Genomic DNA, 21,258 nt, shown 5'->3' on the forward strand with positions numbered 1-21,258 from the left:
CCGTCTCAGACGGACCGCTTTTTTTATTTTAATAATTCGGGTTCTGATAATAGCTGCCACCTTCCTGTAAGGTATTCAGGAACGCAGACGGGATCGGACGTACTTCATGCTGATTGTCGATGAAATACTGTCCCACATCAGGATTCGTTGCCATGAGATAAGTTTTGTTCAGCTTCTTCGTCCGTTTAAGATCATAGAAACGTACATATTCTCCGCACAACTCCCGCGCTCTTTCGTCGAGGATGGTCTGTATGTTGACGCTTCCCACCGGAATGGCGCCAGCCCTCGTTCTTATCTTATTGACGTATTGGAGGGCATTTCCGCCGCCAGCATACAGTTCTGCTTCTGCCGCGATCAGGTATACTTCTGACATGCGCATCATAAAGGTGGCATTCAGGTTACCATAGCGGTTGTTATTTGGATTATTGACGTAGTAGTTACTGCTGTTGTGTTTTGTCAGTGATGGATAGAAGCTGAAGAAGGGATTGGTGGTGGTGGTACCTCCGCCATCGAGCGGTCTGTTCACCTGGTTGTATTGCATCTTAACGGCTTTTGTACTGGCATCGTATACATCCGCAAAATCAACAACGAGGTAGGGTTGTGACAATTTGGTCGCTACCCTGGAACTATAATCGGGATCGTTGGGGTGAATGAACGCGATTCCGACATCTCCTGTATTGAGGGTGGTACCTGTACTGATATCATTACTCCGGTCAAATATTTTCAGTGCAGCGTCTGTCCAGCTGTAAGTGGGTTTATTGACGGTCCATGAGGTCTGGAAGGACTTATGATAACGCGGGTCCAGTGAGCCGTCCTGTTGAACGAACAGGCCAAGGAGATAGGCGCTGGGCATGAATTGTCCGCCGGAACGACGGCCCCAGGTGGTATAGTCCGCACCTACCTGTTGCATGGCGCCGAAGTCAGTCACCACAGAATAGAACAGTTCATTGTTCATATTCATGTTCCAGGCGTTATTGCTGACACCTCCCACGACAAAGCGGTGCGACCACAGAGATTCCTTGTTGGTGTAGTTGTTGGTTTCCAGGAATACGTCGTCGAAGGTGGGATAGAGGTAGGTGTTGTATTTACTACCTCCGCTTTCGCAGTCATCGATCAGCAGTTTAGCTGTTTCCAGCGCTTTAGCAGCCATTGCTCTTGTTTCATCGTATTCGACGGTCTGGAGATAGGCGCGGGCCAGGAAGCCCATAGCGGCCTTCTTAGATGGCTTAGTAGTGCCATTGTCAACCGGTAACCATTTAGCGGCGAATTCCAGGTCCGGAATGATCAGCTGTTTATAGGTATCCAATGCGGATGTTCTGACAGGATGCAGATCGATCGTAGCTGCCGGAACGGTGGTTAAGGTAATACCTCCGAATTGTTCTACCAGGTTGTAGTAGTACATGGCGCGCAGAAAGTAGGCTTCAGCTACGACCTTATTTCTTTCCTCTTCGGTGGTGAAGGGAGCGATAGTTGCATATTTGATCGCGGTATTGCAGGAGCCGATACCGTCATAGCAGGAGTTCCAGACGCCATTGCCGATGGTGAGATTGGAAGCAGCGCCAGCATTGTATTTAAAGAACTGAGACCAGGATATGCCATTCTTCTGATAGGTCCAGATATCGGTGCCTGCTTCGCAGAACATCATCCATTGGTTGTAGCCGTATAACTGGCGTTCCATACCAAAGTAACAGTTATTGACAAGGTTTCTGTAGCCATCTACAGAAGAAGCGGCAACGGATTCAATGGTGAATCCTGATGGATTGACCTCTTCCAGTGAACAGGATGTGATGCCTGTCAGGAGACTAAGCAGTAAAGCAGATAATATATTGGTTCTCATGATTGCCAGGATTAAAAGGTGATGTTCATACCGAATACATAGGTCGCGAAGAGCGGGAAGGTATCGGAGCCATTTGTTTCAGGATCGGTGCCTTTCAGATCGCGGTTCTTTGTAATGATCAGCGGGTTATAGGCGCTGGCATAGATCCTGCCTTTGCTGATATGCGCGTATTTCGTCAGATGGGCAGGGAATGTATAACCGAGCGTGATCGTTTTGATCTTGATGAAAGAACCGTCTACATAACGAAGCGACTCTATACCGGTCGTGCTGTTGATACCCGGACGCGGATAACGCGCAGATTGGTTTTCAGGCGTCCAGTAGTTAATACCGGCGGGTTGTCCGTCATCCGTGGTAGAATACCAGCCTAGCAGGCTGCTGCTGATCATTTGTCCCCAGCGCATCATGGTAAATACATTCAGATCAAAATTGCGGAAGGTGACGTTATTGTTCACACCAAGGAGCCATTTCGGGACGGTTGATCCCAGTACCATACGGTCATTGATGGAATAAGGGTGTACGCCTTTGTCACCGGTGCCATTGGCATCAAATTTCTCATTAGTGGCTACTTTCACAAAACCTGGTTTTGCGCCGTAAAGCGTAGCGGTGGCCTCATCGGCGGTGGACCAGATGCCCTGGTATTTATAATCGTAATGTGTGCTGAGAGGCTGTCCGACGAAGAGTTTTTCAGATATCACGTCACCATCCGGCAGGTATACGATCTTTTCTTTATTGCTGGTAAAAGAGAAGTTGGTACTCCATTCAAATGCGGGTTTTACGATGTTGCGGGTGCTGAGGGTGATCTCGATACCTTTGTTGTTGGTTTGTCCGATGTTCTGCCAGGTCTGGAGGGGCGATGCCCATGCCGTAAGGCCCGAGGTAACAGGCAGAGAACGTTTAAACAGGAGTCCCTTTGTGTCTGTGTTGTAATAATCCGCATTCAGGGTGATACGGCCTTTCAGCACGGTGAGATCCAGGCCGATGTTGGTATTGTAGCTTCTTTCCCAGCTGATGAGAGGATTGGAGTAGGTACCATAGTTCTGTACGTTAGGGGCGAGTTTTCCATCCAGGGAAATCACCTGATAGGTCGCGGCCTGTGTCTGAGATGAGTAGGCGGACATACCACCGGAGTTACCGGTAACACCATATCCGGCACGAAGTTTTAATTCATCCATCCAGTTACCTGCACTTTGCATAAAACTTTCGTCAGATACGCGCCATGCGACTACACCGGCGGGGAAGGTGCTCCATTTATGTCCTTTGGCGAGGTGCGATACGCCATCCCATCTGTTGGTGAGAGTCAGTAGGTATTTCCCCCTGAAACTGTAGTTGATCCTGCCTGCAAAGGAGAGCCGTTGACGTTGTTCATAAGAGGAGGCGTTACCTGTTTTCTGTGTGCCGCTGCTAAGGTTATAAAACTGGTAGTAATCCAGTTCCTGGCCTTGTCCCAGTGAGTTGTTGTAATCGGCGCTGTTCTTTGCCCAGGAAGTGACGCCGGTGACGGTCAGCTGATGATCAGTCGCGATGGTCTTATTGTAGGTCAGGATATTCTCCCAGGTATATCCGTACGTGAAGCCATTGTATATGGCGGCCAGTGGCGATGCATAACCGCTTACGACGTTGGATACAGCCTGTTTACCCCAGTATTTACCGTTGCGATAGTTGTTGAGTGTAACACCTAATACAGAGCGATAGGTCAGGTCTTTCCATGGTTTGATATCCAGGTAGCCGTTCATGTATGCGAACGTGGTGCGTGTATTGTCTGCATACTGGTTGGGCAGCTGATCGCCCAGCGGAGTTGTTTCACCCTGTACAAATACGGGATTGATATTACCATTGGCATCATATGCATCGCCCAGCGGGAGGGCGGATAATGATTTGGTAAAGATATTTTTTCCCCTGGCGTTCTGAATGGAATAGTTAACGTTGATATTGGTGCCGAGTTTCATCCAGCTGGCCATGTCGCGGTCCAGGTTCATACGCAAAGCGTACCGGTTGAGGTTTTCATTGCTGAGGATACCTTCTTCTTTTGTATAGGTAAAAGAGGTATAGACCTTTGTTTTTCCGGTACCGTCGGATAGCGAAAGATGGTATTTCTGCTGAGTGGCGGTATTGTCGGTGATCAATCCTACCCAATCGATCCATTTCCCTTTATTGTAGGCATCCAGGACAGGTTCAGTAGTAAAGATCTGCGACATATCCTGCGGATATTCTCCATTGACGGTGCGATATATTTCCTTGCGATAATTGGTGTATTCATCTCCTGTCATACCATGAAAGAAATGCGGACTACCGGAGAGACCATAGAACACATCCAGGTTGACGGAAGACTTACCCGCCTTTCCTTTTTTTGTAGTGATGATCACGACACCATTGGAACCGGCAGAACCATAGATAGCCGTAGAAGAGGCGTCTTTCAGTATGTCGATAGAAGCGATATCGGAGGGGTTGATCTGGTCGTAGCTGCTTTGTATGCCATCTACGATGAATAGCGGACTATTATCCCCATAAATAGAGCGGCTGCCACGTAGGAGGATATTAGGGTTTGTACCTACGGCTCCCGATCCCCGCATAATATCCATACCGGCAACTTTTCCCTGTAATGCTTCCATGGCATTGTTGACAGGCGTAGCGGTGATATCGGCTTCTTTGATAGAAACAACGGCGCCCGTCAGGTCACGTTTTTTAACGGTACCATAGGCGATGACCACGTTTTCACCCAGCTCCTGTACAGCAGCACTGAGTGTGATATGAAGAGAAGGAGAGGGTCCTTCGGTCAGCCGGATATTCTCCGCGTCGCCTGCTTTTGCGGTAGTGACGGCAAGACCTTTTTCAGTTGGTTTGAGCGTGCATTCTATGGTGTTGTAACCCATGCTGGAGATGACCAGCACTGCATTATCGGCGACGGAGGTCAATGTAAACAGGCCATTGGCATTGGTGGTGGCGCCTGTGCCGGAACCTTTGACGCGTATGGTAGCGCCGATAATAGGTGTACCGTCTCTGGCTGTAATTTTCCCGCTGATTGTGATGGGAGGGCCGGATGAGTGGATTGCTGCGAGCGAGATATGCGTATGGAACGCGCAAATGAGCAGCAGCAGCATTGTTAGTTTTTTCATAAACGTTTTTTATAAATGCACGAAATGTTCTTAGTGGAAACCGCCTACAGACAGTATGGCTGGTTGGGCTATTCTCGTGGAATTGTAGCAATAAGCGTCTGAACGCGTTGTACAGGTGATGCTTTATAACATGGAGGCGTAGCTGGTTGTCGTTTTTATGGATATCAGGTCATAAATGTATAAAATAGGTGTTATAGTGACACTATTTGATTACGATCATAGTGTAATACTACTTATTTGTAGTTGAATATTGTTATGGGACAGTATAGGACAGTTGATAATTACAGGTGAGTGGTTGTTTGTGTGCATTAGCTGATATTGAGCGGGTTGTGATTTTGGAAGGGTGTATTTGCGGGATACATTTTATTTGTAACTTGCGGACTGATCCCTGTACTAAGAATGTGCCTGTAGAGAATACCCTGCTATTTTAACCCGCCTGATTAGTACGTAAACGTAGTATAATTATCATGATCCATTATATCGAATACGGAGATATCTTTCAGCTGGAAGGTATTGTCAATTATGCGCATGGCTGTAATTGTGCCGGGGCGATGGGCAAAGGTATTGCGGTCGCATTTAAAGAGAAATATCCGAAGATGTACCTGGAATACAAGCGCCGGTGTAAATCAGGAGAATTTGCGCCGGGAGATATTTATGTGTATCAGTATGACGAAGGTTATGTATTTAATCTCGGTACACAGGTTTCCTGGACAACGGGCGCGACTTTGCCTGCGATTGAGCAATCTTTTGAGAAAATGCTGGCGTATGCGGCTTCCCATGGGATACGACAGCTCGCATTGCCAAGGATCGGAGCGGGATTAGGCAGACTGGACTGGGACGAGGTGAAAGGTGTAATGGGGCGTATAGCGGGTAGCTATGCGCAAGTGGAATTGTATGTCATTGAAAATTATAAAGCGGTATAAGAATGGCAAAAGGAATACGTAAAATGATCATACCGGTCATCATTCTGTTGTTGCTGGGTATTGTGGTTGTGTGCTCTATACGTAATATTATAAACGGTCATGGTTGGCAAAAAGACCTGAATAAAAACGGGCGTTATGTGGTGGCAATGATCAGGTATTATGAGCCTGAATCCGGCAAGTATAAAGATAGGATGGCGCAGGGACATTTTTATTTAACCGATATTGAATATCCTTTGACTTTGCAGGTGGCGAAACGGGATGCGCCGCCGGTAGGTAGAGTTATACTAAAGGTGCTGGAGTCTCATCCTGAGACATACGAGCTCATTTATTATGAGCGGGTGCCGGCTTGTTTTGATAATGAAGAGAGTATGCGGTTGATATGGGATGAGATACCGCAATGTCCGAAACCATAAAACATAATGGATGGAAAATAAGAAACCGTATATACCACAAACAAAATTTGACGATGCCGCTGTAGCGATGCTACATACTATGCCGCTGGAGCAGATCAGGGAAGATGTACCTGTATTACTGATGTGGATACAGGATATGAACTGGCCTATTGCTTCGGAGGTAAGTGATTACTTCGTGCCATATGTGAACGAGATAAAGAAGGAAATACTGGAGATCTTTCAAATCAATGACGAGATATGGAAACATAACGTTTTAAGTCTGTTATATGAAGCCTCATATAAGCTGGATGAGATGCTGATCCTGTCTGTAAAAAGAATGGCATCAGCACCTACACCCAGCGAAAAAGAAGATGAAGTTGATGAACTGGCGACAGCAATACTGCAACGACAGGCTGAACTGAATGCTGAAGATTAATCAGGTCATTCCGGCAGGAGTGCATCGAAGTTTGCGATATCGCTTTCTAATTTAATGATCCGCTTTTTCCATACGTTCCGTAGCAGGAGGATCTGAACAGCGAAAACAGCGAGTATGATCAGCAGTAGCAGATATTTGTGGTTTGTGAAACTGATCACTGATGTAAAGAATAACAACAGACAGGCTGCGGCTATGATCCTGCTGCTAACTGATATAGCGGCGTATCTCCGCAGTCGTAGGAGAGACTTTCTGAGTGATTGTGTGATCGTCTCTGCATGTAGTGTTTGATTGGCCAGTTTATAGCCCAGGATGCTGTGAATGATGGCAAACAGTGAAGCGCCCACCAATGCAATATTAGCATATAAAGGCTTTTTGTCGCCGTCAAAGAAATCATAATAGACAATAAGGAATAGGATAAATGCGATTGTTTCCAGAAAGAGCTGTCTGCGCATCTTCCGTAGGCCTGGTGCAGACAACATTGTTTTAAGTGTTTGCTGATGTTTAGGCGTATTGCCCAGATCGTTCCACATTGATTTTAAAGGATCGTTTTGCATGGGTTATTTTTTTACCTGTAAGAGTTGTTGTAATCTGTTTTTTATTCTGTTGATCTTTACTCCCACATTATTCTCCGTAATGCCTGTGATAGCGGCTATTTCCTGATAAGTGAGTTCTTCGAGATACAGGGCTATGATGGCTTTATCTGAATCATTTAACTGGCGGATCGCGATCCGTAGTCGTTCCATTTGTTCATTGTCATCCGGCATGCCTGCTGGTATGTCAGGCAGTACGGAAGGATATCTGACATCGGGTCGTTTTTTGCGGAAGGCTGTCAGGGCTGTATTGATAGCAATCCGGTACAGCCAGGAGCTGAACTGAGATTTACCTTCAAAAGAGGGGACTGATCTCCATAACTGGCCTACAATCTCCTGGAAGAGATCTTCCCTGTCTTCCGGGGAGTCGCGGTAGAGCCAGCAGATCTTATGGATGATCTGTTGGTGTTGATCTATTAGCTGTAAAAACTGCGTTTCATCCATGTGTTTTTATTGATGAGGATACTTGTGATTCTTTTCTGGCAGTGATAATGCCTGCTTTCCGGAATTGTTAGTTGCAGCTTTTTCAGAAAACTTACAGGAGGAGCTAAATATCCGGGATATTTTTATCCATGATCGTTTTATGGTCTATGGCCCATTCTTCCAGTTGTTGCCAGATAGGTGTCAGTTTACGGGCACTATCGGATAGTTTGTATTCCACCCTGGGAGGAATTTCAGCATATGCCGTCCTGATCACCAGTCCGTTCTTTTCCAGTTCCTGTAAATGGAGCGTGAGCATACGGTCGGAGATTTCGGGGATGAGGGCTTTGAGTTCGCCGAAACGCAGGGTTTTCTTCTCCAGTTTATACAGGATGACCAGTTTCCATCTTCCTGCCAGCATGTCGACTGCATACATCATTCCGCAGAAGCCGATCAGCTTTTGCAGGTTGAGAGAATTGCTGGATGTGACTTTTCTTTTTCCCATTACTTACACATTTGTGTGCTGCATACAATAGGCTGCACGGATACCCGGAAAGGCACAGCGGTATAATTTTGCAGCTGTTACCATAAAACGGGATAAAAATATGAAAATACTGATAGTACTGGCCCATCCGGAATTAAAGAGCATGAACGGGGCTATGTTTCAAAAGGCAATAGCGGCACTGACTACCGCTGGGCACGAAGTGAAGGTATCTGATCTTTACAGGGATCAGTTTAATCCTGTATCTGACCGGGGCAATTTTACGACTACTTATGATGAAGCTTTCTTCAAACAGCAGCTGGAGGAAATGCATGCGGTGGAGAGTGCCGGTTTCGCTATCGACATTGAGCAGGAGCAACAGAAAGTGGAATGGTGTGACCTGATGATCTGGCAGTTCCCGCTGTGGTGGTTTACGGTACCAGGCATCCTGAAAGGCTGGGTAGACCGGGTGTTTGCGATGGGCAGGTTTTATGGCAATAGCAGGTGTTATGAGACTGGTATGCTGAGGGGTAAGAAGGCGTTGTTGTCCCTTACGACGGGAGGGGCTGGGGAGAGTTATCTGAAGGATGGCTTGCATGGTGACCTGGAGGGGATTCTGAAGCCGGTACACCGGGGTATGCTGGAGTTTGTAGGATTTAGTGTGTTATCGCCACAGGTGGTGTATGCGCCGGTGAGACAGCCGGAGGAGCAACGGGAAACGGTGCTGAATGACTGGGAAGAGCGTTTAAGCAGGATTTTCGGGGAGGAGCCGATGGTTGTAGGCAGATATTGATACTGCTTTATTATATGATCGGGGATAGGCTGCTTTTTAAGTCTTTCCCCGTTTCTTTTGTATCCGAATTATGCTAGAGCTACGCATATTGATTGCGTATGTCCGGTATAGTTTTACAGCTGTAATGAAATCAAAGACATTTTTTAAAAAAAAAAGAATGCCGTGAGAAGGAAAAATTTCCTGATATTAGGAATATTATCTTTCTTTGCGTCAAGAAGTTAAGTATACCTATGGTGATGTTATAAAATGTTCGTAAATGTCAAGCTATTGTTAACTGACCCTGTACTTGTATATGAGAGGATGCTTGATGATTTATCGATCTATGGCCTATGCATCGGGATTTAAACCCTGCTACTAAGCTTAATGATTGTTACCAATACTTTGTCAGACCGGGACTTGTTGTCTTTTATGCTTAAAAGGGGGACTTTTCTGCATACATGCCTGTTCCAGATTGTTATTTGAGCCTTTATCTTATTTGTAAAATGCAAAAGAATTAATCAGAGGTATTAGCATGTAATTGCCTGTCAGATGGCGGTTGCTATGTTAGTGTCCACTTAGTTCGGGTAGATGGCCGACTGTATCGCTGTAGGATGTATTCCTGCGGGAACGGGGCTGTTTTCTCTGCATATTGTTATATAGTCGTAAAATGTCGGAAATGCTCGTGCTGTTAAACGTTGTTAACTATCATGTGTCTGTCAACTTTGTGCGTAAGGTCGTACACTGTCGGCCTTAGGGTTTTGGCATTTAAAAATCGTCTGTACAGTAGGATATCACTTTATTTTAAACCGGGGAGACCTATACCGAATTCAAGGAAATATTATCCCTATCTATACTTATATGCGTTCTCTCATTCGTTTGAACCTTTGTCATATGTATAAAATATGCAAAAAGGTATTGCCGGTGCTGGCATGCCTGACGGTATGGCTTGTGCCTGCTGGTTTTGTTACACCATTAGCCGCTCAATCTCTTTTGCCAGATAGTTTGCCAGGGGACCTGGCAAAAAGGAACCTGATGAATCAGCCTGCTTTAAAGTCTGCAGTGGTAAATGCTATTAACAGTCGTGTAGATGATACACATGTGCCGGATAATATACCGGCCATATCTTTTGACAAGCTGGGACTGGGCGGCCTGAATACAGGTGCCAAGGCGCAGTTTATGCAATATTTACAAGCGGGTAAAGGCGCAACAGGTATTGCGAAGATGCAGGGCACCCTTGATAAAATGAAGGATAGCTCACGAAAGATGCAATACATTGACAACAAGTTGCGAGGTTTTTATGCATTGAGAGACCATCAGTTGCCGGGGGGCCTTACTTTGCCGGGAATGCCGGAGAATACATTCAAAGGCGCATCCTGGACATCCTCTTATAGCGATTCTACCGCTATGATGTCAGGATGGTGGAATGAAGGTATCATACAGGATGTTGTGTCAGTCGGAGGTATTCCTTTCCAGCTGAATTATTCAACGCTATCCGGGTATGATTATTCCAATACCGGATTGCGGGATGCTCATTTTATGAAGATCTCTTTTGACAGGGAGGCATATCTTGACAAAGTCAATCAACAGTTACAGAAGAAATATGACCTGAACAAGTACTTCCTCGAAGATCTTGATATTAAAGGAAGTATGAAGAAATATGCTGCGGACCAGTTAGCTGCTATTAAAGGAAAGGACAGTGTACTGCGTGGTAATATCTCTGCAGACCAGCTGATATATCTTGATAGTACGCAGTTGAGTAACGTGCTGGCGAATGGTGGCGATACATCTGTCGCCTATCGAGATAAGGTGATGGCACTGAAGAAGCAGTTTGGAGGAGTAAAGGAAATGAACCGTATGCTGGGCAGTCAGCGGGAAGTGAACGGAAGTATAGAAGCCTGGATGAAACAGCCACAGAATACAGGTCGTATTGCGGATAACCTGATGCAACTAGGTCCTTTACAACGTCTGATGCTGCATATGAAGGAATTCAGGGTTGGTAGCGTAGGTGCTGATGCCAGCAAGGGGTCTGTTTCGGATCTGTTTATGACCGGTGCAATGGGTACTTTCCTGAAAGGTAATAAGTTCATCATGATGGGCTTAGGTAAGAGCAAAGAAATGGGTATTCAGGATGCAGGCTTACAGTCAGCAACCGGCAACCCGGCGTATAGTATGCAGTTCCTGCGTCTGGGGCGTGGCGATATAGGCAGCAAACAGAGTCATGTGACAGTACTGAATGCAAATGCAAAGCCTCAGCAACAATATGGTTTTAGTACGAGTGCGATCAGTCGTAATATTTTCGTAGGATCGGTATCAAAACAACTGAGTCTGGGTGATCTGGGTACACTGGACCTGGAACTGTCTAAATCCTCTGGTCAGTTTGGTACTAACAGTCAGGATGGCGCTGCCGTTTCTAAATCTGCTGCAAGTCATCTCTTAGATAATATGTGGGCCACCGCTTCTATCGGCATGGCTTACAATGGTGATGTAAAGAAGATCGGTCTCTCTCACAAAGTATATTTCAACTACGCTGGTCTTGGGTATGTGAACCCCGGTGCTCCTTTTGGTAGCAGGGGAACTACACAATATGGCTTATATGTAAAACGAAGCTGGCTGAAGAATAAGGCAATGGTCAGTTTGAAAACGGATATCCGTAATCTGGCGGTGTCTCCGCTGAGCGATGATAAACGCAGGAGCACACAATATGCATTGGATGCCCGTTACCGCTTTACGCGCAGGTTCTCACTTAGCATGAATTTGCTGCAGAACGAGCTGAAGGAAACTTCAGAGGGACATAAGTATACTGCTTTCCTGAACAGAAAGATATCATTTATGAGTCAGGCGAATGGTAAGATCGCAGGTAAGGCTTTCAGCAATAGTAGTAGTCTGGGATTACAACAGCTGAATTATACGCAGCCGGATGCACCGTTAAAAAGCCTTTTTGTAAACGCATCTTCTATGCAGACATGGATGGCCGGACCAGGTATGGTGATGGTGAGCGCATTGTATAGCAGAGATATAAACAATGCTGCGGTGTATAATAACCTGTTGAATACAGAAGGTGGCTATCAGTATACATTATGGAAATTGTCCTGTGGCAGTTCCCTGATCTTTATGGACAGCAAAGATGTAGTCACTCAGCTGGGTCTTCGTCAGCAGGTATCAGCACAGTTCTTCAGGCACTGGAGTCTGAGCGTATCAGCAGATGGCCGTCACAATATCAGAAATACAGCTGCCAACTACTATTATGGCAGATTTAATACCGCAATGTCTTTGCATTACCAGATAAACTAACAGCATATGAACGGATACAGAATATTATTGACAGGGCTGTTGTTAAGTGTATTGATGCCATTGAAGGCCCAGATCACTTTTTCATTCATGCCTGAAATTCAGGGTCGTACGGTAGAGAATATCTATAAAGTGCGTATAGGAAATCCTGGTAATCGCCAGACAGTCAATCTTGTGATCAATGTGACGGAGGCAAAGTCCGGAGCTGTTGTGAGTATCAGAACTGCTCCATTCGAACTGATGCCGGGCATGAATACGGTGCCTCCGGGAGCCGTGTATAATGCAGCTGTATCATTCGGTAGCAGCAAGGTCGCAACGGTGGTAAGCCAGAGTGGTTTCTTTCCGGAAGGTGATTATGACTATTGTTTCCAGTTGTATGAGGGCGGGAACCATAATGGAGGTCCGATAGACGAGCAGTGTTTTAGTTATAACCTCCAGCCCTTTAGCACCATGCAGCTGATTCAGCCTTATGATGCCGATAAGATCTGTGATAAGCGTCCTACGTTTTCGTGGCAGCCACTGATTCCGGCTATTAATGGTTTGATGTACCGTTTATTACTGGTAGAGGTGAGGGAAGGGCAGCAACGTGCGGAAGCTTTGCGGATGAACCTGGCTATTATTAATCAGCGTCAGATACCACTACCGATATTGATCTATCCATCGCTTGCTAACCAGCTGGAAGAGGGTAAGAAATATGCATGGCAGGTATCTGCCTATAAGAATGAGTTACTGTTGGCAGAGTCAGAGATGTGGGATTTTACAGTGGAGTGTGAGAAGACACCAGAGGAGACAAAGCCTGGTGCATTCAGGAATCTGGAAGACCTGGCGAAAGGGAATTTCTATATCGCGCGCGGACAGATATTGTTTGCATTTAATAATTCCTATGCGGAAACTAAACTCCAGTATACCATTACTTGTCTGACCAAACAAGACCAGCAACTGAAGAAATTACCAGAGGTGAAAGTGTCAAGGGGATTGAATCAGGTGGTAATCGAGGTGTCAGGAAAGAATGGTTTTGTAGACGGGAATTTCTATATCATGGATGTGAAGTTGCCTTCCGGAGAACAGAGACAATTGCGATTTGTATATAAACAACCAGAGGAGTAATGCTAAAGAGAGTTTTAACAGGATGTTGTATCGTTTTGCTTTGTGCCTGTGGCGCCAGCAAAAAAGAGGTGATGCAATCTGTGAAGGATAACAATCTGCTACAGGAAAAGGTAGTGAGTGACTATGTGTTCCGTTTACAGTATATGCCACAGGAAGAGAAGGGTGCGGATACATCATTGTTATATTTCCGTTTAAACGTAAGTAACAATAATGGCACACCACTGAAAGGTACTAATGATCTCAGTTTCAGTTATGGACTGGATACGTTGTTCTCTATTGTCAATGCTACTGATACCATCAGTCCGCTGGATATAAACCGTATTGCAAACGGGACAATAAATGGTGCAGAATATATGCTGGTGTTTGACAAGCAGCGTTTATATGCACTGCCTGAGTTTAAGGTATTGTTCCGTGACTGGCTGTTCACTCACCAGTATATTTCCTTTCCAGTATCGGGAGAGGCTATTGCTCACATTGATTCTTTAAGTCTGAATATATGATGATCAGAACTACGCGGGCGCGCGTACGTATCGCATGTTTTTTTCTTGGTTTGTTATTAATAGAAGGGCTGGTGCCTTCGGTAGCCTGGGCGTTGACGTCCGGGCCTGCACAGCCGGAAACCCGCAAATTTGAGCCTGCAGGCACCAGTGATATGATTGACATGTTTACAGGTGATTTTAAGTATAATGTTCCGCTGTTGGATGTAGGCGGCTATCCTGTGAACCTGAATTATCAGTCAGGTGTAGGGATGGATGATGAGGCCAGTTGGGTTGGTTTGGGCTGGACGCTGAATGCTGGTGCGATGAACCGTCAGATACGTGGTGTGGCGGATGATAGTGATGGGGATACGGTTGTGACTGAGAATGATATGAAGCCCAAAATTACAATTGGTGGAAGTGTGAAAGTGAGAGGGGAACTATTGGGCGGACCTATATCAGGTTCTGTGTCTGTCGGAATATTTAGTGATAACTATATGGGCATCGGCGCGGAATTTGGTTTAAATGGAGGAGCCCCCTTTCTTAACGGAGGCTCAAGTCCGTTGACCCTCAATCTTGGGTTCAATTCCAGCACCTCCAGTGGTGTCGACGCAATTGCCAGTATCTCTGCATCTGCAAGACAGATGATCAATGATAATATTTCCAGCACGGGCGGGTTGTCATTGGGCCGTACTTATAATACAAGAGAGGGTTTGAAGAGCCTGACCTTGAGCCATACATATACACCTATTGACGGTGCTTCTTCGTATGACATAGCAAGTAGTACTATATCATTCAACCTACCTGTTTTTTATCCGAAGTCGTCGATGAATTTTACCGCATCTAACTATACTTATAGTGGTGACGTCGGACCAGGTGTGTTTGGCAGCTATCTTGGTTATGGGGTGACTGGCTATAAAACGAAAAGGGTAGTACAGAATAAAAGACAGGTGAATAAGGCTTACGGCCTTATGTATGCAGAACATGGTAGCGGTGACAGGACAGCGATGATGGACTTTTTCAGAGAGAGAGATGTGCCTATTTCCACTAAGATGTATTTGTTGCCGACCCCGGTCGCCACACCGGACCTTTTTAGTTACAGTAGTCAGTTTGGAAGTGGGCAGATAAAGGCGTATCGTCATAGTGGAGGCATATTTTTTGATGGTCAGACAGGCGAGGTTTCTGATAATAATTCGCTCAGTCTGGAAGTTGGATATGGTACTGTGTATCATGGTGGTCTCACGATACACGACGTGAATACAACTACAACGAATGGGAAGTGGGGTAATGAGAATGCGTTTGCCGGTAATGGAGATTTTAATGCACCTGTTGCAAGCAAGGAAGAAGGGTCTTACTTCAGGCAGGTTGGAGAACGTTCGCTGGAGGACCCGGCTTTTTTCAATCGTATACAGGGAGAAGAGGCCGTACATGTAGCGTTAAATAAGCAGTCTGCATCTAATCAGTTGCAGGCGGATTTTAAGGAACGTGGTGTGGCGCCTTCCTCTTATAAAAAGGAGGGCCGTCAGCTTAGAAGAACTTCAATTACCTATCTGACCGCTGAGCAGGCGACAAGAGCAGGGTTTGCAAAAACTATCAATAGTTATCCTGAGAATAAATTAGATGGCGGCGCTTTTAGTCCGAATCTTTGTGTTACGCCTACGGCGGAACCGAGAGTGAATGATTTCAGGAGAAAGAAACATATCTCTGAAATGACTGTTACCGGTGATGATGGTAAGAGAATGGTATATGGCCTGCCGGTTTATAATAAACAACAGGAAGAATATTCATTTGCGACCTCAATTGTCAATGCTGATCTGAATAATAATCTTGTTACTATCAGTAAGGATGGTACGCAATATAATCACAAGCCGAAGGACTTCAACGGGAATGATGTTAGCGATGAATATTATCATAAAGAAGAGCAGCCTCCGCATGCGACGTCCTACCTGCTGACGGCAGTGTTGTCTCCGGATTATGTCGATATTGGTAATGATGGTATTACCGATGATGATCGTGGAACGGCGATCAAATTTAACTATTCCAAGGTAGATAATTTTCAGTGGCGTACACCTTATGCAGAGAATAAGGCACAGTTCAATCGTGGATTGAATGCTGATCCGGAAGATGATAAGGCATCTTTTGTATGGGGAAAGAAGGAACTGTGGTATTTGAATTCAATAGAGTCTAAGACACAGATCGCGTATTTTATTACGGAAGATAGGAAGGATGCACTTGGGGCAGATGTAAATGGTAAAGTTGATAAAAGTGTCAAGCAAAAGCTGCTGAAAGAAATACGTCTCTTTTCTAAATCGGACCTTAGTAAGCCGATCAAAACGGTAGTTTTTGATTATGATTATAAACTTTGTCCAGGTCTGCCTAATGGTGATGAGGTTAATAGCAAATTGACGCTTACAAAAGTATATTTCAAATATGCAGGTTCCGAAAGGGGGAAGTATCATCCATATAAATTTAATTATGAGGAGGCTAGTAATGCGGCATATGCACTCATGTCTACAGATGGTTGGGGTACATATAAATCGGCTATTGACAATCCCGGTGGTTTAAGAAACGAAGATTATCCTTATGCATTACAAGATAAGGCCAAGGCAGATGCCAACGCAAAAAAATGGCATCTTTCTGAAATTGTTTTGCCTACCGGAGGTAAAATATCGGTCGATTATGAATCGGATGATTATGCTTATGTGCAGGATAGGCATGCAATGGCTATGCAACGAATTACCGGAATGTATGATGACCGTGATGTCGCAACGCCAAGTCTGCTCCGGGCTAAGAGTTTCGAGATCGATATTCCCGGAGTGTCTTTCTTCAATACAGTTGATTTTATCAGGAAGTATCTGAATGGGAACAAGTACATGTATGTCAAAATGTTTGTGTGCATGTCTGATATCGTATCAGCCACGCAGGAAAAGGCATATGACGATGTGCCTGTTTATGCCGCGGTAAAAGAAGTGAAAATGGTCAATGGGAAGGTCAGGGTATGGTTTGAGGATGAGGTAGATGATGATGTTGATGTCAATGCGATAGCCAGTGCTGCCTGGCAACGTATGCGTACGGATTATCCGAGGTATGCGTTTCCTGGATATAAGAACCGTATTACTAGTGACCGACCTGTAGCAGCTGCTGTTTCAGCTTTGGCAAATTCGATCAAGAACCTGACGGAGCTGTTGCAGAATTTCAACGAGCGGGCAAATGATAAGAACTTTGCTCAAAATGTAAAACTTGAAAGAAGTTTTGTGCGTGTAGGGGGGAATGTTGCAGATTTTAAGAAGGGCGGAGGTGTGAGAGTTAAAAGAGTGCGTCTGTTGGATTCGTGGAATAATATGACAGGCGATCAGGACGATGCTGTTTACGGACAGGAGTATGATTATACAATAGAAGAGGAGGGTGTTAAGAGAAGTAGTGGAGTTGCTGCTTATGAGCCAGCTATTGGCGGAGATGAAAATCCGATGCGTCTTCCAATGAAATATGAGCAACGTGGGGGCATAGGACTGAACTATTATTTTTATCAGGAAGAGCCTGCCTGTGAAGCGTTATTTCCAAGACCGCAGGTCGGATATCGACAGGTAAAGGTCCGGAATGTTGTTGGTAAGGGATCGGACGCAGTCGCAGATACCAAGAACCGCACAGGATGGTTGACGTACGAATTTTATACCGCGAAGGAATTCCCGGTTATGGTTGATGCGACGGATATATATAAGGATAGACATCAACCGCTTCCAAGGATCTTACCGTTGATTACAAAATCGGTAAATGAGCTTGCGATGTCGCAGGGTTACGCTGTTATCCTTAATGATATGCATGGTAAACCCAAAGCGGAAAGAGTTTTCAATCAATCGGGGCAGGAAGTTTCCTCAACAGAGTATGTGTATGCAGCTACTGAAGAGGGGGGACATATGCGCTTAAACAACAAGGTGAATGTTGTAGATAATACTGGTAATATTATCAATGATCAGGTGATTGGGCGTGAGGTTGACATATTCACCGATATGCGTGAGTCTGTCACATCCAGTAAGGGGAATTCACTTACACCAGGTGTGGACGTCGTACCTGTATTATTTGCGTATCTTTTTCTGCCCCATGTTTATGGCGGAAAAAATGATGAGTACCGTCGCTTCCGTTCTTCGTGTGTCGTGAAAACTATACAGTATTATGGTGTAATGACGGGAGTAATTAAGAAACTAAATGGCGCTCAGACGACATCTTCTCACGTGTTGTTTGATAAATATACCGGGGAGCCAGTACTGACCGTCTCTGAGAATGAATTTAAAGATCCTGTGTATACGTTGTCATTGCCTGCATACTGGATCTATGATCATATGGGAATGGCTTATCAGACTGCAGGTATGGTATTCGACGGTTTTAAAGTAGATGATAATGCGGTACCTGTAGCGCCATTCAAAGATTATCTTACGGCAGGAGACGAATTGATTAACGTTGATCCTACTATTGGTGGGGGATTACGTTCCTGGGTGGTTAACAGCGCTATCAACGGGACGGGAGATAAGTCATTGCGACTGGTGGATGTATCCGGACGACTGGCAAGATCACAGGGTGGAAAGGTGGTCGTATACCGTTCGGGATATCGTAATATTTTGAGCCCTGCTGCCACCAGTATTACTAGTCTGGTGAACCCGGTAGAGGGAAATAAGTTAAAAGTAATCAGTGCGGGCGACCTGTCCAGGTTTAGTGTGCTGAATGCCAGTGCCGTTTTGTATGACGAGGCATGGGGACAGCCGGCTGACTGCAACATTAAGAGTTGTCCAAAAGGTTATGAAGAACGTGCAGATGGTAAGTGTTATATGTCTGCATTTGCGAATCCTAATTATAAATACACGGTCCGCCCAAGCGGTTGGTCGGGAGATTATGGGAAGTCGGGTGCATTCTTCTATGTAGGCGGAACTACTGAGAAGAATGGTCAGAGTGATGCCGCTTACTGGCACGAGCGCCTGGATAATGTTGGTATCTGGTTGACAGGTTTGCCGGCTAATCGCTGGTGGGGGGTTGAAAAACTGCTGACTTTCGAGACAGCCACAGATGTATATATAGGGCATTCTGGTACTAAGCGCCAGCGGATTTTAATAGATGATCAGGTGTTCTACGAGTTCCCGACGACTAGTGTGGGAAACTACGAAATATGGAATATGCGATCATATCGGTTTACGCCAGGTAAACACAGTGTCCGTGTGGAAGGATGGGCTGATGGTACTGGCGAAGCATGTGGTATGCAGATATATGCGACCACCAAAAGTATATTAGAAGGTGGTGATGCGAACTATATCAATTCTAAGCTCCTTTATTCTACGGACTTGTTGAAGGATGATCCGAACGCATATTTTTACGAACTCGATGCAGGCAATAATCAGGTTAATGGTAATTTCATCTGTCCGGAGGGTAATGATGTAAGTATCATGAATGGCGATCCTGATTGTGGTACAAAAGAGAAAGGAACTTGTCCGGCTGGATATGAAAGAAGCCCGGATGGACAGTCCTGTGTTCCTATTGGTGGTGGTTCTGGTTCGGAAAATCCAGATCCGGGACTGGTATTGACGAAGGCAGTTCAGATGTCAGCCTATTCGTTACAAGGCGCTATATTCCACGATGTTCAGGGGAATGAGCTCCAGAGAGTCTCTAATTCACCATTCTGGGGCACAGCAAATTGTAACACAGGTGGGGGGAGTCGGATGGCAACAACAACAACTGCGGGAACTACCGTCGCTACTGATACGGGTGATGTAGCGGTATATTATGCTTCTTCGGTAGCCGCCAGGTCTTTAAGCACCCAGGCAACAGGAGGCTTTTGCGGACGTTTGAATGAGACGGGAATTTGGTTGTCAAATGCATACTCAGATAAATGGATCGGTTTTAACAGTTGTCTGAAAATACCGGCAACTAAGACATATTATATCGGGTTTGGTGCTGATAACAAGATGCGTGTGTATATCGATGGTGTGTTATGGAAAGAGCTTCTTGGAGAAAGAAGTGCTTCAGAACCGTTTCTAGATTGGAAGGTCCATCCGGTAAATCTCACTGCGGGTAACCATATTCTTACCATTGAAGCAATGGAGGTCGATAACAGTGGCACTTATGCTGTAGGACTAGAGGTATACAATAACACATTGGCACAATTGACCAGTGGTGTGATTGATCCTCCGATCTATTCAACAAAGAATCTGCTGAATGGTAAGCCGAAAGACACATATGTGAAGAATGCATCCGGAGTAATAGAGCTGAAGCGGTTCAGTTGTCCGGCCGAACTGATGGATATCTGTGGTGATAATCTTGGTTGTGGTCCTATTCCTGATGGTTCGTCTCTTAACCCTTATGTAACAGGTCATTTAGGAAACTGGTTACCTTATCAGCAGATGGCGTGGTTGTCAAGCCGTACAGGCCAGGAAATCATTACCCAGACACAGGGAAGTGCGGGCGTACGTCAGAATGGTGCCTACAACCGTTTCCAGGCGTTCTGGATATACAATGATGGCTGGAAAATAAGTGGCGACATTGATTGGGTCAATTCAACTACCTCAACCTTATATGACGAGCAAAGTCAGGAGCTGGAGGCAAAAGATGCGCTTGGCCATTACAAAGCAGCGAAGTTTGCTTATATGTCCCAGTTGCCTGTTGCGGTTGGTACGAACATGAAGCACAGGGAAATATTCTACGATGGGTTTGACGACTATAAGTTTGTTAGCAGATGTCTTGCAGCAGCTCCATGTACACAAGCTGAATTCAGTATCCGTAATGCGGTGGCAGGAAATCTGGCATCAAAGTTAAACGATCAGGATGCGCATACAGGTAATTATAGTTTGAAATTAGGTACAGATCCTCTTGAGCTTAAAGCATATGTTTACTCTTATGAGCATATGCCTGGTATTTATCTTGCTAATAACGAATCCGGGGAGTATTATTTCCGTACGGACGGATGGCAGGGACTGAGAGGGTTTAATCCGGTGAAGGGTCGTAAATATATCATTTCTGCCTGGGTAAAAGGGGGAAGCGGAACTACGGGCATTACTGCGACTGTGAATGGTACTGGTATTACTTTTGAAAAGAAAGCCGTTGTTGAGGGCTGGACACTTGTTGAGGGTATTATGGATATTTCCACGCTCGTTACCGGGCCGGAGATGTCGAAAATGACGATGGTATTAACCGGAAGTACAGCCTCGACGCTGATAGATGATATCCGCATATTCCCTTACGATGGTCAGTTAAAGTCCTTTACTTATGACGACCGTACCCAGCGTGTAATGGCTGAACTGGATGAAAATAACTATGCGACGTTTTATGAGTACGATGAAGAAGGGGCTTTAGTCAGAGTGAAGAAAGAAACCGAAAGAGGTATCATGACGATTAAAGAAAACAGATCAACGTACAAGAAACAACCACTCTAAGAAATCCTGAA

General features: G+C 45.3%; 13 protein-coding genes. 8 read left to right on the forward strand and 5 right to left on the reverse strand.

Annotation, left to right across the window (positions count from 1 at the left end; all coding sequences use genetic code 11):
• Window positions 1-28 precede the first annotated feature (28 nt).
• Together BMZ72_RS01840 and BMZ72_RS01845 are read right to left on the reverse strand one after the other, a co-directional pair.
• Window positions 29-1,837 (reverse strand): RagB/SusD family nutrient uptake outer membrane protein, encoded by a 1,809-nt coding sequence (locus BMZ72_RS01840; protein ID WP_089804671.1) that lies wholly within the window; start codon window positions 1,835-1,837, stop codon window positions 29-31.
• 11 nt (window positions 1,838-1,848) lie between these two features.
• Window positions 1,849-4,950: a SusC/RagA family TonB-linked outer membrane protein gene (locus tag BMZ72_RS01845; RefSeq protein WP_089804673.1), complete on the reverse strand. Its 3,102-nt coding sequence runs from the start codon at window positions 4,948-4,950 to the stop codon at window positions 1,849-1,851.
• Window positions 4,951-5,417: 467 nt separating this feature from the next.
• On the opposite strand from BMZ72_RS01845, the gene BMZ72_RS01850 reads away from it, so the two are divergent.
• The 3 genes from BMZ72_RS01850 to BMZ72_RS01860 are packed head-to-tail and all read left to right on the forward strand — an operon-like array spanning window position 5,418 to window position 6,701.
• Window positions 5,418-5,873, forward strand: a complete 456-nt coding sequence (locus BMZ72_RS01850) for a macro domain-containing protein (protein WP_089804675.1) — start codon at window positions 5,418-5,420, stop codon at window positions 5,871-5,873.
• A 2-nt stretch (window positions 5,874-5,875) separates the two neighbouring features.
• The gene (locus BMZ72_RS01855; RefSeq protein ID WP_089804678.1) at window positions 5,876-6,286 is read left to right on the forward strand and encodes a hypothetical protein; all 411 of its coding nucleotides are present in this window, start codon (window positions 5,876-5,878) and stop codon (window positions 6,284-6,286) included.
• Between the two features lie 10 nt (window positions 6,287-6,296).
• On the forward strand, window positions 6,297-6,701 hold the full coding sequence (locus BMZ72_RS01860; protein ID WP_089804680.1) for a DUF5071 domain-containing protein: 405 nt from the start codon (window positions 6,297-6,299) through the stop codon (window positions 6,699-6,701).
• A gap of 5 nt (window positions 6,702-6,706) precedes the next feature.
• Here the strand turns inward: BMZ72_RS01860 and BMZ72_RS01865 are convergent, their stop codons facing one another.
• The 3 genes from BMZ72_RS01865 to BMZ72_RS01875 form a co-directional block, all read right to left on the reverse strand.
• Window positions 6,707-7,255 (reverse strand): hypothetical protein, encoded by a 549-nt coding sequence (locus BMZ72_RS01865; RefSeq protein WP_143087564.1) that lies wholly within the window; start codon window positions 7,253-7,255, stop codon window positions 6,707-6,709.
• Between the two features lie 3 nt (window positions 7,256-7,258).
• The gene (locus BMZ72_RS01870) at window positions 7,259-7,735 is read right to left on the reverse strand and encodes an RNA polymerase sigma factor (protein WP_089804683.1); all 477 of its coding nucleotides are present in this window, start codon (window positions 7,733-7,735) and stop codon (window positions 7,259-7,261) included.
• Between the two features lie 103 nt (window positions 7,736-7,838).
• Entirely contained in the window at window positions 7,839-8,216 is a 378-nt protein-coding gene (locus BMZ72_RS01875) for a winged helix-turn-helix transcriptional regulator (protein WP_089804685.1), read from the reverse strand.
• Window positions 8,217-8,316: 100 nt separating this feature from the next.
• Here BMZ72_RS01875 and BMZ72_RS01880 point away from each other — a divergent pair, with 100 nt between their 5' ends.
• The 5 genes from BMZ72_RS01880 (at window position 8,317) to BMZ72_RS01900 (ending at window position 21,247) form a co-directional block, all read left to right on the forward strand.
• The gene (locus tag BMZ72_RS01880; RefSeq protein ID WP_089804687.1) at window positions 8,317-8,985 is read left to right on the forward strand and encodes an NAD(P)H-dependent oxidoreductase; all 669 of its coding nucleotides are present in this window, start codon (window positions 8,317-8,319) and stop codon (window positions 8,983-8,985) included.
• An 870-nt stretch (window positions 8,986-9,855) separates the two neighbouring features.
• Window positions 9,856-12,255, forward strand: coding sequence for a hypothetical protein (locus BMZ72_RS01885; RefSeq protein ID WP_089804689.1), 2,400 nt, complete (start codon window positions 9,856-9,858; stop codon window positions 12,253-12,255).
• 6 nt (window positions 12,256-12,261) lie between these two features.
• On the forward strand, window positions 12,262-13,359 hold the full coding sequence (locus tag BMZ72_RS01890) for a hypothetical protein (protein WP_089804691.1): 1,098 nt from the start codon (window positions 12,262-12,264) through the stop codon (window positions 13,357-13,359).
• On the forward strand, window positions 13,359-13,859 hold the full coding sequence (locus BMZ72_RS01895) for a hypothetical protein (protein WP_143087565.1): 501 nt from the start codon (window positions 13,359-13,361) through the stop codon (window positions 13,857-13,859). Before BMZ72_RS01890 ends, BMZ72_RS01895 begins: the two co-directional genes overlap by 1 nt.
• On the forward strand, window positions 13,856-21,247 hold the full coding sequence (locus tag BMZ72_RS01900; protein ID WP_089804695.1) for a hypothetical protein: 7,392 nt from the start codon (window positions 13,856-13,858) through the stop codon (window positions 21,245-21,247). The genes BMZ72_RS01895 and BMZ72_RS01900 overlap by 4 nt, the downstream gene beginning before the upstream one ends.
• Window positions 21,248-21,258 lie beyond the last annotated feature (11 nt).

The organism is Chitinophaga sp. YR627, assembly GCF_900114995.1.
GTDB lineage: Bacteria > Bacteroidota > Bacteroidia > Chitinophagales > Chitinophagaceae > Chitinophaga.